Origin of the sequence: Marinobacter sp. F3R11, from assembly GCF_003318275.1 — a bacterium.
In the GTDB taxonomy this organism is placed as follows: Bacteria; Pseudomonadota; Gammaproteobacteria; order Pseudomonadales; family Oleiphilaceae; genus Marinobacter.
On the sequence record NZ_QOCH01000015.1, the window covers coordinates 668,824 to 682,128 of the forward strand.

General features: G+C 54.3%; 13 protein-coding genes. 3 read left to right on the forward strand and 10 right to left on the reverse strand.

Annotation, left to right across the window (positions count from 1 at the left end; genetic code table 11):
* Position 1: 1 nt before the first annotated feature.
* The 4 genes from DS878_RS11525 to DS878_RS11540 form a co-directional block, all read right to left on the reverse strand.
* Positions 2-466, reverse strand: a complete 465-nt coding sequence (locus DS878_RS11525) for a nucleoside deaminase (RefSeq protein ID WP_222837486.1) — start codon at positions 464-466, stop codon at positions 2-4.
* A gap of 69 nt (positions 467-535) precedes the next feature.
* Positions 536-1,321 carry an ABC transporter permease gene (locus DS878_RS11530; RefSeq protein WP_113816095.1) on the reverse strand — a complete coding sequence of 262 codons (786 nt, stop codon included), beginning with the start codon at positions 1,319-1,321 and terminating at the stop codon, positions 536-538.
* Complete coding sequence (locus DS878_RS11535; protein ID WP_113816096.1) at positions 1,302-2,090, reverse strand: ABC transporter ATP-binding protein; 789 nt, start codon at positions 2,088-2,090, stop codon at positions 1,302-1,304. Before DS878_RS11535 ends, DS878_RS11530 begins: the two co-directional genes overlap by 20 nt.
* Positions 2,091-2,092: 2 nt before the next feature.
* On the reverse strand, positions 2,093-3,097 hold the full coding sequence (locus tag DS878_RS11540) for an ABC transporter substrate-binding protein (RefSeq protein ID WP_187298783.1): 1,005 nt from the start codon (positions 3,095-3,097) through the stop codon (positions 2,093-2,095).
* A gap of 431 nt (positions 3,098-3,528) precedes the next feature.
* Between DS878_RS11540 and DS878_RS11545 the strand changes: the two genes are divergently transcribed.
* Together DS878_RS11545 and DS878_RS11550 are read left to right on the forward strand one after the other, a co-directional pair.
* Entirely contained in the window at positions 3,529-4,485 is a 957-nt protein-coding gene (locus tag DS878_RS11545) for an isopenicillin N synthase family dioxygenase (protein ID WP_410003479.1), read from the forward strand.
* Positions 4,478-5,227: an alpha/beta fold hydrolase gene (locus DS878_RS11550; RefSeq protein ID WP_113816098.1), complete on the forward strand. Its 750-nt coding sequence runs from the start codon at positions 4,478-4,480 to the stop codon at positions 5,225-5,227. The genes DS878_RS11545 and DS878_RS11550 overlap by 8 nt, the downstream gene beginning before the upstream one ends.
* Before the next feature lie 53 nt (positions 5,228-5,280).
* Here DS878_RS11550 and DS878_RS11555 read toward each other — a convergent pair whose 3' ends face one another.
* Positions 5,281-6,267, reverse strand: a complete 987-nt coding sequence (locus DS878_RS11555; RefSeq protein WP_113816099.1) for an ABC transporter substrate-binding protein — start codon at positions 6,265-6,267, stop codon at positions 5,281-5,283.
* Positions 6,264-7,238, reverse strand: a complete 975-nt coding sequence (locus DS878_RS11560; RefSeq protein WP_113816100.1) for an isopenicillin N synthase family dioxygenase — start codon at positions 7,236-7,238, stop codon at positions 6,264-6,266. Before DS878_RS11560 ends, DS878_RS11555 begins: the two co-directional genes overlap by 4 nt.
* 239 nt (positions 7,239-7,477) lie before the next feature.
* Between DS878_RS11560 and DS878_RS11565 the strand changes: the two genes are divergently transcribed.
* A complete protein-coding gene (locus tag DS878_RS11565) occupies positions 7,478-8,839 on the forward strand; it encodes an 8-oxoguanine deaminase (RefSeq protein WP_113816101.1) in 1,362 nt (453 codons plus the stop codon).
* Between the two features lie 99 nt (positions 8,840-8,938).
* Here the strand turns inward: DS878_RS11565 and DS878_RS11570 are convergent, their stop codons facing one another.
* From DS878_RS11570 to DS878_RS11585, 4 genes are all read right to left on the reverse strand, one after another.
* A complete protein-coding gene (locus DS878_RS11570; RefSeq protein WP_222837460.1) occupies positions 8,939-9,883 on the reverse strand; it encodes an ABC transporter substrate-binding protein in 945 nt (314 codons plus the stop codon).
* A gap of 79 nt (positions 9,884-9,962) precedes the next feature.
* Positions 9,963-10,892: an isopenicillin N synthase family dioxygenase gene (locus DS878_RS11575; protein ID WP_113816103.1), complete on the reverse strand. Its 930-nt coding sequence runs from the start codon at positions 10,890-10,892 to the stop codon at positions 9,963-9,965.
* Between the two features lie 494 nt (positions 10,893-11,386).
* Positions 11,387-12,382 carry a formamidase gene (locus DS878_RS11580; RefSeq protein WP_113816104.1) on the reverse strand — a complete coding sequence of 332 codons (996 nt, stop codon included), beginning with the start codon at positions 12,380-12,382 and terminating at the stop codon, positions 11,387-11,389.
* Between the two features lie 82 nt (positions 12,383-12,464).
* A complete protein-coding gene (locus DS878_RS11585) occupies positions 12,465-13,154 on the reverse strand; it encodes a GntR family transcriptional regulator (protein ID WP_113816105.1) in 690 nt (229 codons plus the stop codon).
* Positions 13,155-13,305 lie beyond the last annotated feature (151 nt).

Here is a 13,305-nt window from a genome sequence, read left to right on the forward strand (position 1 = left end):
TTTATGCTCCGTGGTTCTGCCAAAAGGTTTGGTGTACTTTCGCAGCTTCGTCTTCCAGTACCGGCCCAATAACTTCAACGTCCCGCTGGCCAGACGCAAACACCTGTCGGCAGGGCAGATCCAGCGTCGGGTTTTCCGGATGGTTTCCGGTAATCATCTTCAGCTGATGTTCGCTGACCCCATAGACCAATCGGCCCAGTCCGGCCCAGTAAGCCGAACCGGCACACATACAGCAGGGTTCAGCAGATACATACATGGTACAACTGGCAAGAAAGTCCGGACGCCAGGTTTTGCTCGCCCGGGTCATCAATACCCGCTCAGCATGCCCGGTCATATCCTGATCTGGCAGGTAGGCGTTGCCCTGCTCCATAAGAACATTACCGTCGCTGTCAGCCAGTATGGCTGCAAAGGGGTGAACGCCTTCTGTCGCAAGTTTCTCAGCCATCCCGATCACCTTGTGCATCATGGCCAGATCGGTATCGTTCAGTTTTTCCAGTTCAGACATATCATCAATCTCGATTTATATCCCGGAGCCTTATTTCTTAGGCAGGCTCCAGGGGAAGAAAATTTGTTGAGTCCATTGCACAGACTTGAAGAGCAACAGACTGACCACCGCCAGAAAGAACAGACCTGCAAAGGCCTGGGGAATCCGGAAGAACGATGTGGAGAACTGTATGAAGTACCCCAGACCTTCCTCCGCGGCAACGAACTCCGCAACCACCGCACCGATAATCGCCAGAGTGATCGCCACTCTCAATCCGGTAAAAATGTGCGGAATGGCGTAAGGAATACGGATTTGCCAGGTCTCCCGTCGGGTAGGCGCATCCAGTGACCGGCTCAGCTCTATCAACTCTGCAGGCGTCTCGTTAATCCCTGTAGCTGTAGACACCACCAGAGGGAAGAAGGTGAGCAGGCAGGTAATCAATACTCTTGAAGGATCGTCAGAGCCCATCAGAACGATGATCAGCGGCGCTACCGCCACAACAGGTGTGGACTGTATAACCACAAGTAACGGATAGAGCGTTCGGGTCAGCAATTCTGACCGCATCATGGCAATCGCGATGGGAATGGCGACCACAATGGAAACCAGGAAACCCATCAAAGCCACTCTCAAGGTTGCCCACAAGTGGGTCATCCAGCGGCTGAACTCAACCTTGAAGAAGGCGTCTATAATGGCTGAAGGCGCCGGCAACACGTATTCAGGCAGTGAGAACACACGGCATACCAGTTCCCACAACAGAATCAGGCCAACAAAAAACAACCAGGGCGCAGCTGCAAGCAGAAGGCGCCTGGCTTTAGGATCAGGCAGCGTCAGGCTCATAAATGTGCTTCCTCAGACGTTCTGTAAGTTCCGCGAACCTGGGCTCGGAAATCGTATGCCGGGTCCGTGGACGGGGCAGGTCCACTTCCAGCATTTCCAGCAAGGTTCCCGGCCGCTTGCTCATCACCAGAACACGGTCTGCCAGCAGTACCGCCTCTGCAATTGAATGAGTAATGAACAGTACGGTCTTGGGGTTTTCTTCCCAGATCTTCAGAAGATCAAAACCAATCTGCTCCCGGGTCATGGCATCAAGTGCGGAGAAAGGCTCATCCATCAAAAGGATATCCGGGTTAAGCAACAGCGCCCGGACAATACCGACCCGCTGCTGCATACCGCCCGACAATTCGTCGGGCATTTTCCCGGCAAAGCTTTCCAGTCCCGCCATCTCAAGCAACTCGTCTGCCCGCTTTTCATCTTCATGGCTGTAGCGGCCATACTTATGCTTGAGCGGGAACAGCACGTTCTTGCGAACATTCAGCCATGGAAGCAACGTGGGCTTCTGGAAGACGATGCCCACATCGTCCCTGGGGCCATCAACTGGCCGGCCAAATACAGTGACCTCTCCTTCTGTCGGCTTCAGCAAGCCGGAGATCATCCGCAACAGTGTCGACTTTCCGCACCCGGAAGGGCCGACAACCGCTACGAACTCATGCCGCTGGATGTCCAGATTGACACCGGTCACCGCCTTTGGCGTCTTAGGGTCCGGGTCGTACCTGTGTCCGACTCCGGAGAGCCGGACAAAAGAGCGGTTGGTGGCGGATCCAGTCATACTTACAGCGCCTCAAGCAAAGTACGATCGATAACGGTTTCCGGGTCCAGGGCATCCTCAGCCAGTTTTTCGGCCTGAGCCACACGGGTCCAGGTCAAAGCTACACGCTTTTCAGTAAGTGCTCCCAAACCATCACGGTTGCTCACATCGTTCACAATCAGCTTCATGGAGTCACCAATCTGGGCAACGGCCACATCAACATCCACCTCGGGCACCATGGTGTGCAGGGCTTCGGCTGCTTTGGTCGGATCATCATGGGTGAGCTTCAGAGATTTGTCGTAAGCGCGCATGAAACGCTTGGCCACGTCCGGGCGTTCGCTCAGGAATTTCTCGGAAGCAACAACTGAAGAGGAATACAGTTCCAGGCCGGCATCAGACCAGGGTAAAACCACCAGTTTGTTACCAGTTGTCTTGGCCTGATTGTCAAAGAGGGCAATGTTGGTTACCCAAGCGATAATGGCGTCAGTACCGCCGTTCATCAACATTGGGCCCAGGGCACCCGGGTCCGCCTTGGTGAGCTGAACCGCGTCTTCTGCTAACCCGTTATCTTTCAGCACCAGTGGCAGAAATGCATTGGACGAAGTAAACGGCGAGGTAGCAACTTTTTTACCTTCGATATCCGTCACCTTATTGATACCGCTGCCTTCAAGAGTAAAAAAGGCATGAGGTGCGCGATTGAATATGCTGTAAACAGCTTTCACTGGCAGGCTGTCATCCTGTGCTTTGGCGGCCATCAATGCACCAATATCAGCGCTGCCTATGTCGGCTTGTCCGGTCGCAATCTTGGTGATCGCGTCGGTAGAACCCCGGCCACTTGCGATGCGGACTTCCAGCCCTTCATCGGCAAAGAATCCTTCCTGCACACCGAGATAGACCGGAGACTTGTCACCTCCCGGCAGCCAGTCCAGCTGGTAGACAACTTTATCAGCGGCTAATACAGACTGGCTCAAAAGACCACCAGCCAATGATGCTGCAATCAGAAACGAACGAGTGATACGTTTATGCATTTCCTTTCCCCTTCTGCGATTTATGCTCTGAATTTTTTTGATCATTCGGTCAGGTTTTATTAGACAAAGCAAAGGCCAGGCCAGCTTGCCGATTCAGACTCAACAAACGTAGCCATAATTGGCTTTCACTCCTGAAAAGACTTCAATTAGCGGGCCAGCTCTGGCTTTCATAGCAGTAGACGAACAACCGGCAACACCCCCAGAAACTCCCACTTTCCAGATCAGACTTGCGCCCGAATCTAGTGCAATAGTTCAGGAAATGCCCCCATTTGAGGCCTTTAGTCCGTAACCAGAACTTCCAGAAACGTCCAGACATCAGTGCACACGTGATTTACCCAGCATTGCGCCCAGGCACATCACTGGCACGCTTTGTGAATTACTGACCATCTGGACAGCATTATTAAAGAACCTGGAGTCACATCATGAGCACCATCAACGAATCAGGGGCTTCGCTACCTGTTATCGACATGTCGTTACTAACCGGAACCGATCAGCAACGACAGCAGCTGGCCCGATCCCTGGCTGACGTCTGCCTGCATACCGGCTTTTTCTATGTCAGCGGCCACGGCATTCCCGAGACATTGATCAGCCGGGTATTCGAGGAATCCCAGGCCCTGTTCAATCTGCCCGAGTCAGAGAAAGAGGCCATCAACAAGAGCTTCTCCAAGGCGAACCGGGGATACGAACCTCTGAAGGGGCAGACTCTGGAACCCGGCTCTCCACCAGATCTTAAAGAAGGCTTCTATATTGGCCAGGAACTGGATGAAACAGATCCCCGGGTAATAGCCGGTCGCTTCAACCAGGGTGCCAATCAGTGGCCCCAGTCCCTGCCCGCATTCCGCGACACCATGACGGAATACTTCGAGGCTCTGAATGAGCTCAGCAGCCGGATCATGGAGGCTCTGGCCCTGTCGCTTGGGCTAGCTCATGATTTCTTCGAGGATTTTTGCCGGCAGCCCCTGTCTACCCTGCGCCTGCTGCACTACCCACCCCAACCACCAAACCCGGCCCCGGGGGAGAAAGGTTGCGGGGCCCACACAGACTTTGGCGGCATCACTGTACTGCTGCTGGACGACAAACCCGGGTTGCAGGTCTGGGACATTAAAGGCGACCGCTGGATCAATGCGGACCCGGTTCCGGGTACTTTTGTCGTTAACCTTGGTGACATGATTGCGCGCTGGACCAACGACCGCTATAGATCCACCCTGCACCGCGTGGTCAATACCTCCGGAGCCGAACGCTACTCGGTACCCTTCTTCTACAGCGGCAATCCCGACCACCAGGTCAGCTGTCTGCCTACTTGTCTGGCAGAGGGCGACCAACCCCACTACCCGCCCACAACCGTGGAAGCCCACCTGATGGATATGTACCGGAGAACTTATGCCTGATACACAAATTACCGCGGTTCTGATTCATGGCGCCTGGGCCGGAGGCTGGGTATGGGAAGCCATTACACCTTACCTTGAGGAACGCGGGTTCCGGATCCTGGCGCCGGACCTGCCCGGATGCGGCGCACGGCTGGGAAACCCTGCGGAGGCCTCTATTGAAAGGTGTGTAGCGGATCTCGAACAACAGCTTGATGAGATTGATGGCCCACTGTTGCTGGTTGGTCATTCAGGCGGTGGTGCTGTGGCCACCCAACTCGCTGAATCCATAGCCGAGCGGGTAATCGGCGTTGCGTATCTGGCAGGTATGATGTTGCCGTCAGGCACTGGCTTCGGTGACCTGGTCAGCGAAATGATAAAGGACTTCCCTGAAGCCTCAGGGATTGGTCCTTTTCTGGAATGGGAGTCCGATGGTCAAGTATCCCGGGTGCAGCCATCAGCTATCCGGAACATTTTCCTGCAAGACGTCAGTGAACAGGTAGCAGAGCAAGCCATTGGCCGGTTCAGCCCTCAAGCCGAGGGCAGCCGGGCACTGGTGCCCCATTGGACACAGGCCCGCTTCGGACAGCTACCGCGGCTCTATGTCGAAGCCCTGCAGGACCGTTCCGTGGTTTTGCCAGTGCAAAGACGTATGCAACAACTTGTACCCGGTGCCAGGGTTGTCTCTCTGAATACAGGCCACGTCCCCCAGGTAGCGGCACCCGAGGCCGTAGCCGACGCCCTTGCAGAATTTGTATCGGGCTAGACAAATAAAAAGGGCGACCTTCAGGCCGCCCTTTTTATTCATACCCTTAAATCTCAGTCTGCATAGACCGCTTCGATAAACGAAGCATCAAACGCCTTCTCCCAGTCCAGATCTTCCGGCAGGGTGCCGGCAGCAACCATATCATCAAAGAATGTCTTCCAGCGCTCAACGGTCATCATGCCATAGCGCCCACCCTCGGCTGCATCAGAAAGCAGCATGTTTTCTTCCTGCATTTTCGCATAGGTGTAGGCAAGCAGTTCATCCTGCATCTCCGGGTTGTCTGCCTTGATCAGCGCATTAGCCGGCTCCGGGTTCTCGAAGTAGGCTTTCCAGCCCAGGGCAGTAGCCTTCACCATTTTCTGCACAACGTCAGGGTGTTCCTCGATCATCTCACGGGTGGTGTCGAGTGTTGCTGAATAGGCTTTCCAGCCATAGTTAGCCAACAACAGGCTCTTGCCCTCAACACCCGCCTGCTCCAGGAAGAAACCATCGTTGGTCACGTAGCCCTGCTGGATAGCCTGCTCATCTCTGATAAACGGTGCAAAGCTGTAATCATAGGCCTGAAGCTGGTCATCGCTGTAACCGTATTCAGTTTTCAGCCAGGGCCAATAGGCAACGCGGCCCGCCGTAGGCACACGCATGGGCTTACCTTTCATGTCCTCCAGTGAGTCATTTCCTGCATTTTTATGTACCACGAGGGTTTGCGGGTCTTTCTGGAAGAAAGCCGCCACTGTGACCAACGGAATATCTTCCTTCACAGCGTTAAGTGACTGCAGGCTGTACCCCATAATGAAGTCCATCTTGCCGCCCATGAGCAACTGCACGTTGTTCACCTGAGGGCCACCCATCTTGATGGTAACATCCAGCCCCTGCTCCTCGTAGAGGCCCATGGCTTTAGCTGCATAGAAACCACCGTGTTCTGCCTGGGCATACCAGGTGGTAGACACGCTTACAGGAATGAGGTCTTCCCCATAGGCAACACCAGAGATGGTAGAAAGCGACAGGGTGATACCGGCCGCCAGGCTTTTTAGTTTGTTCATAGTGATTCCTCGGTTGCTGGGCTGGATGCCCCATAGGTATTGGTTAGCTTTTCATACAGGTGCTGACCCGCAGAAATCGGGCCATAGATCGGGGGACTGTCTGCCGTGGCGCAGCTTTCGATACAGGCTATTTCGGCTGATTTGTTGGGATGACAGAAAAAGGCAATGGAATACCGGTCTTTGCGGCAGTTTTCTGGTGCCACATTCACACGATGGGGTGTAGAGCAAAATACATGGTTGGTCCACCGGTGCATCAGATCACCTGTATTGACCACAACAGTTCCGGGTATCGGTGTCGCCCTAAGCCACTCTCCACCGCGAGTACGGACCTCCAGGCCACCAACTGAGTCCTGGAACAACAGGGTAATGCTTCCATAATCGGTGTGAGCTCCGGCCCGGCTTTCGCCTTCTTCCGGCTCAAACCCTTCAGGAAGAGGCGGATAGTGGAGCAATCGCAACGTATGATCGTGCTCGTTGTGCGCCTCCACAAAAAAATCCGCTGGCAGATCCAGAGCAAGTGCAAATGCTTCCAGCACGTGGCCTGCAGTCTGCGTACATTCCGCCAGAAACCCGCTCATTACTGATTCAAACTGCGGCTGGCCAGCAGGCCAGAGGTTTTTAATCGCTTCCGGGCCTGGACGCTCCGGCGCCAGATTGAAAGCCTCTTTCAGATCACCCGGGCGAGTCGGGTCCAACTTCTCTCGCCGGATTCCAACGTAGCCCCGATTGCTCTCGGCATTCTGCCAGGCCACCTGCCGCTTTACCTCAAGCGGTAAGCCAAAGAACGCCATTGATGTGGAGAATGCCTCTGCAAGCTTCTCTTCCGGCATGCCACAGCCGGACAAGTAAAAGAAGCCCCAATCCTGGCTGGCCTGCTTCATCTGCGCCGCCACTGCCTTACGATCGGCTTCAACTCCACTCAGGAACGGTGCAAAATCAATTACAGGTATTTCCAGCTCCTCGTCCGCCATATTCTCTCCAGTTGCATTAATGATTAACTACCCATCTGGTCAATATATTTGCAACAGACATGCCAAATAAGAAACCGCCACAATGCTCTGTTTATATGGGGCACACCAAATACATTTGCATCAAATAGGTGCAAACTCTCAATTTTCTGACCATTTCGTCAGGGTTTTGGGCAATAAAATAAGGCACCACTATTGCATGCGAACAAACTGCAAACTTTCGCAACGGGAAAATGCCAGCAATGACAGACACACTGTTACTGAAGAACGCCCGAGTCATCGCCACCATGGACGACGAAGAGCGTGAAATTGAAAATGGTTACATACTTGTCCGCGACAACCGGATTGAAGCAGTCGGGACTATTGATGAGTGCCCTCAGGATGCCGGCCGCACAATCGATCTTAGTGGCCACGTGGTAATTCCAGGCCTTATCAACACTCACCACCACATGTTCCAGTCCCTGACCCGGGCTCTGCCTGCAGCCCAGAACGGTGAACTGTTTGACTGGCTGAGCGCCCTGTTCCCCGTTTGGCGCAACATCACACCGGAAATGCAACGGGCGGCAAGCCGAACCGCCATGGCTGAACTTATGTTGTCCGGATGCACTACGGCCGCCGATCACGCTTACCTTTATGTAAATGGCATCACTCTGGATGACAGTGTTCAGGCAGCCATTGAGATGGGTATCCGTTTTCACGCCGCGAGAGGAGCAATGAGCCTCGGCCAGAGCCAGGGCGGCCTGCCACCGGATGAACTGGTGGAAGCAGATGAGCACGCGATTCTCAGGGACATGCAACGAGCGGTTGAGACTCACCACGACTACAGCCCGGATGCCATGATCCGGGTAGCGCTGGCACCCTGCTCACCCTTCACTGTCACCAAAGATCTGATGCGCGAAGCTGCCACCATGGCAAGATCAATGAAGGTTGGCCTGCATACCCACACAGCGGAGAACTGGAAAGATCTGGCGTTCAGCATGGAGCGCTATGGCATGACACCGACAGAATTCTCCGAAGATGTAGGCTGGCTTGGAGAGGACGTATGGCATGCACACTGCGTACATCTTGATGAACCAGGTATTAAGCTTTTTGCCCACACAGGTACCGGAGTTGCCCACTGCCCCTGTTCCAATATGCGGCTGGCTTCAGGCATTGCACCTGTCAGGCAAATGCTGGATGCCGGAGTAAAGGTTGGCCTGGGTGTAGACGGCAGCGCCTCCAATGACAGCGGAAATCTTCTCGATGAAGCCCGGCTGGCCATGCTGTCCGCTCGCGTAAGGGATCAGCAGCCCGGCGCGATGACAGCCCGCGAAGCGCTGCGTATCGCTACTCGCGGTGGTGCCGAAGTTCTGGGAAGGGGTGATGCTCTTGGCCGCATTCAGCCGGGTTACTGTGCTGATATAGTCGCTTTCCGCACCGATGACATTGGTATGGCCGGAGGACAGAGCGACCCGCTTGCGTCTCTGGTTTTCTGCACACCACCAAAGGTGCACTGGAGTATCATCAATGGCCGCGTGGTGATCGAGGAGGGTCAGCTATGTACCCGGTCACTGCCTCATATTATTGAGGAGCAGAACCGGATGGCGGCGCAGCTGCTTGCGTAACTCCCCAACTGTCCGGGGGGACACCACCAGCAACAGGCTCTTTTAGCAAGGGCACCCTGAAAGGGTGCCCTTTTCTCTCTGACAAGTTAACCAGATAGGTCAGTCGTTATATACAGCCTCAATAAATGAGAGGTCGAACGCTTTTTCCCAATCCAGGCCTTCCGGCAAAGTCCCCGCAGCAACCATATCCTCGTAGAACTCCTGCCAGCGCTCCTTTGTCATCATCCCGTAACGACCATCCTTGGCTGCTCCGGACAAAAGAATACCTTCCTCCTGCATTCTTGCATAACTGTAGGCCAGCAAAGCATCCTGCATCTCCGGATTATCTTCTTTGATAAGGGCATTTGCAGGTTCAGGATCCGCAAAATATTCAGCCCACCCCTTGGCAGTTGCCTCCACCATAGCCTGCACTATCTCGGGATGCTTGTTGATCATGCCTCGGGTAGTGTCCATGGTGGCAGAATAGGCATTCCAGCCATAGTCTGCCAGCAACAGGCTTTTCGCCTTCACATTTTCTTTAGCGAGAAAAAAGCCATCGATAGTAACGTAGCCCTGCATGATCGCTTCCGGATCAATGATAAACGGGCCATAGGTGTACTCATAAGGGCGCAACTGGCTATCACTGAAGCCATAGAGCGACTTCATCCACGGCCAGTAGGAAATACGTCCGGCCGCAGGCACACGAATCCCCTTACCCTTGAGCGCCTCCAGACTGTCATTACCGACGCCCTCGTGCACTACCATAGACTGAGGGTCCTTCTGGAACCAGGCCGCCACAGATACCAGCGGCACCTCCTCCCGGACAGCGCTGAGTGACTGCAGGCCATACCCCAGACTGAAATCAACCTTACCACCGACCAGCAACTGAACATTGTTGACTTGCGGCCCACCCATCTGAATGGTTACATCCAGACCATATTTTTCGTAGATTCCCAGTGCCTTGGCAGCATACAAGCCACCTTGTTCAGCCTGGGCATACCAGTTAGTCAGCACCGTCACCGGCGTCAGCTCACTGGCACTCATGGCAACTGCCGAGTAACTCAAAGACAGCACTACTCCTACGAAGTTCAAGAACTTTGAAAGCATAATATAGACCCTGTAAATAATGTTTTATCAAGAAAATTCAGTAAGTTGAATTAAGACACTCAAGCAAGTGATCCCCTGCCGAAATCGGGGCATAACGGGGCGGATTGCTCTCACTCGCGCAACTTTCAATGCAGGCAATTTCCGCATCATGGTTCGGGTAGCCGAAGAAGGCGATGGAGTAACGATCGATATGTTCTGCCCCGCTCGGCAGGCTGACCCGGTGAGGCGTCGAACAGAATTCCTGATTTGTCCAGCGATGCATCAGGTCGCCGGTGTTAACGACCACTGTGCCGGGAATGGGTGGAGCCGCAACCCACTGACCTTTGCGGGTACACACCTGCAGACCACCGACATCATCCTGAAACAACAGGGTGATGCTGCCGTAGTCTGTATGGGCTCCAGCACGGCTTTCACCGTCCTGAGGTACATATCCTGACGGTAGCGGCGGATAATGCAGCAAACGCAAGACATGATGGTGACGGTCGTGTGCTCTGACGAAAAAGTCGTCTGGCTGATTCAACGCTACAGCGAACGCCTCAAGTACATGGTTTGTGGTGATGATGCAGGCCTCAAGAAAGGCCTCCATCTGAGAACGGAAACCCGGCAGCGCTGCAGGCCACGGGTTATCAGCACCCTCAGAACTGCACGGCGCCAGGTTGAAAGCCTCCTTCAGATCACCCGGTTTACTCGGGTCGAGCCGCTCCCGGCGCACGCCCACGTACCCTCGGTTACTCTCAGCATTTCGCCACGCAAGGACTTGCTTGTCGTCGTCGGGCAAGGCAAAAAAGGCTTTTGAAGCGGAAAAGGCATCGGCCAAGCGGTCAGCGGGCATGCCGCATCCCGATAAGTAGAAAAAACCCCAATCAGCGCTGGCCAGTCGCATCTGCCGGGCTACTTCAGCCCGGGCGACTGCGTCACCGCCAATAAAGGGAGAAAAGTCAATTACCGGTATTAAGTCTGTTGTCATGGGTGTCTCCTGTTGCGGGTACATGCACCGCCACCAAGTAGCGGTGGAAAGATGCGACCTGCCGGTTTAGCCCTCGAACCCGAGTCCAGGACGACACGACTCATAACCTGACCAGTTACGCAAGATTTGAAAAAGCAAGATCGATGCCAAGACAGAAAACCCAGAACGTTGGCACCTTTCACAGGGAAAGATGTGGGAACTAACGCGCCATTTTTGTGCTTAAATTCGCAAACCGGCCTCTACATGCTCTAATTTGCCCCCTTGGATCCGCACCTAGAGCACTGATACCTTTCTTGTCCTTCTGGTCAACATAACAACATGCCTGGGAGCGCCATCAAGGCAGGGTGGTGATCGAGGAGGGTCAGCTATGCACCCGGTCCCTGCCTCATATTATTGAGGAGCAGAACCGGATGGCGGCGCAGTTAGTGGGGATCTGAACAACACAAAATCAGGAGGGCGCATGCCCTCCCGACAACAACCTTGCTCACCCGCTATCAGCCAGGCTTGTATTCACGTTCCGGCGGCTCAAAACCAAAGTCCCTGCCATCCACCACTCTCACATCGTCATCCCAGGGCAACCGGTACTGGCCACGCACCATGTCCTGCATGAATGTGTACGGGCAGTCTCTCGCGCCACCTTTCACAGCCACATAGCCGCGGTGACCAAGCTGATAGATGTTGTTCTCAACACCCCAGTGGATACGGGCCTCATCCACCAGGTCGGGACGCACTTCTGCAGTGATAATCTCGTCGGCAAAGCCATTGCCTTCGACCATCGGCTCACCATCAAAGTTGACCACCATACCCTCACCCATGGAGTTAAAGGTACCGTCACTGCCCGCCAGGCAAACATTGGCGGTCACCATCAAATTGCAAAATGCATTGGCTTGATTGGTAATTTTCCAGGAGTGCCGGATCGGCGCGGTGTAGCCTGCGGTGCGCAGCATGATATTGGCGCCTTTATAGGCACACTCGCGAGCAACTTCCGGGAACATGCCATCATGACAAATGGCCAGCGACAGGCGACTGCCATTAGGACCATCGCAGACGGGAATACCAAGGTTACCTGGCTCCCAGGGCTCCACCGGCACCCAGGGGTGCAGCTTGCGGTAGAACAGCCGCACTTCACCCGTGTTATCGATAATCACGCCAGTGTTATAAGGATTGCCGCCAGGATTATTCTCCATGATGGAAAAACATCCCCAGATGTCATGTTCCCGACAGGCAGCCTGAAAAGCAGCCATCTCCGGGCCATCGCGGTCACACATTATGGCCGGATCAATGTTCATGGAGAGACCATGCAGGCAATACTCGGGAAACACCACAAGATCCATAACCGGAGACTGGCGGCGAGCCTTGCCTACCAACTCACACACGCGGCGGGTCTGAGTCGCCAGCTGCTCTGGCGTGGACACATCCGGTAGCTGCAACTGGACCAGACCTATCACAACGCCATTGGGAGATTTATTCAACCCACCTAATCCACTCATACTGCCTCCAGTCTTGTCGGTTTAATACAGAAAGGAAACTATCGAGCATGAACCATGCCAGCAGAGTGAGTGCCCGCCCAGACTACCCCTCCATCACCATCAACCGACGGCGCTCTTCCAGCTGGGCCAGGGTTACTTCGCGACTCTTGGCCTGACTTTCATGAATATGGGCCCGCAGCACATCGATAGCAGCAGACAGGTCATTGGCCAGGATGCGCTGACAGATCTCGTAATGCTCTTCATAGGTTTTTATCACGCTTTCCCTGTCAGGCAACCCGAGACGCCGGACGATCCTGATATGGTCATTCACATCCTTCAAGAACTGCACCAGTACCGCGTTGCCACTAAGACCGGCAAGCCGGATATGAAAGTCCTCTTCGGCATTTTTAAAGCTCTCGGTTCCTTCCGAACCATAATTCAGTTTCTTCGGGTCCCAGTCGTCCGCAAGCTGCGCCAGCTCCCGATAAGGCACCCGACGGCTCATAAGTCCCACCGCTTCCAACTCAAGCGCGACCCGCACGTCATAGTATTCCGCCAGTTCGAAAACATCGAGTTGGCGAATATAGCAGCCATGTTTTGGACGAATGGTCAGATAGCCCTCAACCGCCAGCCGTTGCAGTGCCTCCCTTACCGGCGTCCGGCTGACACCAAACCTTTGTGCCAGCTCGGTCTCAGTGACCCGGCTCCCTGGATACAGATCAAGAGTCATAATCCCATGACGCAACTCGCCGTAAATGCGATCGGCGGTCCACTTCCGCGCTGATTCAGTCATGCTTCAACTCCTGTCTTTGGTTGCATACATCATTAACTATCATTGGGCACATTTCAATCAGTTCCACACCCAATACCGCGCACCATTTCTGAGCAATATTTGATTTATTGCACCAAATAAAAACACTTTCAGATCAGTTTTCATGGCCATT

What these genes read in the sequence shown, in the direction of transcription:
- DS878_RS11525 (WP_222837486.1), bottom strand. Translation starts at nt 466, where the DNA reads ATGATGCACAAGGTGATCGGGATGGCTGAGAAACTTGCGACAGAAGGC.
- DS878_RS11530 (WP_113816095.1), bottom strand. Translation starts at nt 1,321, where the DNA reads ATGAGCCTGACGCTGCCTGATCCTAAAGCCAGGCGCCTTCTGCTTGCA.
- DS878_RS11535 (WP_113816096.1), bottom strand. Translation starts at nt 2,090, where the DNA reads ATGACTGGATCCGCCACCAACCGCTCTTTTGTCCGGCTCTCCGGAGTC.
- DS878_RS11540 (WP_187298783.1), bottom strand. Translation starts at nt 3,097, where the DNA reads ATGCATAAACGTATCACTCGTTCGTTTCTGATTGCAGCATCATTGGCT.
- DS878_RS11550 (WP_113816098.1), top strand. Translation starts at nt 4,478, where the DNA reads ATGCCTGATACACAAATTACCGCGGTTCTGATTCATGGCGCCTGGGCC.
- DS878_RS11555 (WP_113816099.1), bottom strand. Translation starts at nt 6,267, where the DNA reads ATGAACAAACTAAAAAGCCTGGCGGCCGGTATCACCCTGTCGCTTTCT.
- DS878_RS11560 (WP_113816100.1), bottom strand. Translation starts at nt 7,238, where the DNA reads ATGGCGGACGAGGAGCTGGAAATACCTGTAATTGATTTTGCACCGTTC.
- DS878_RS11565 (WP_113816101.1), top strand. Translation starts at nt 7,478, where the DNA reads ATGACAGACACACTGTTACTGAAGAACGCCCGAGTCATCGCCACCATG.
- DS878_RS11575 (WP_113816103.1), bottom strand. Translation starts at nt 10,892, where the DNA reads ATGACAACAGACTTAATACCGGTAATTGACTTTTCTCCCTTTATTGGC.
- DS878_RS11580 (WP_113816104.1), bottom strand. Translation starts at nt 12,382, where the DNA reads ATGAGTGGATTAGGTGGGTTGAATAAATCTCCCAATGGCGTTGTGATA.
- DS878_RS11585 (WP_113816105.1), bottom strand. Translation starts at nt 13,154, where the DNA reads ATGACTGAATCAGCGCGGAAGTGGACCGCCGATCGCATTTACGGCGAG.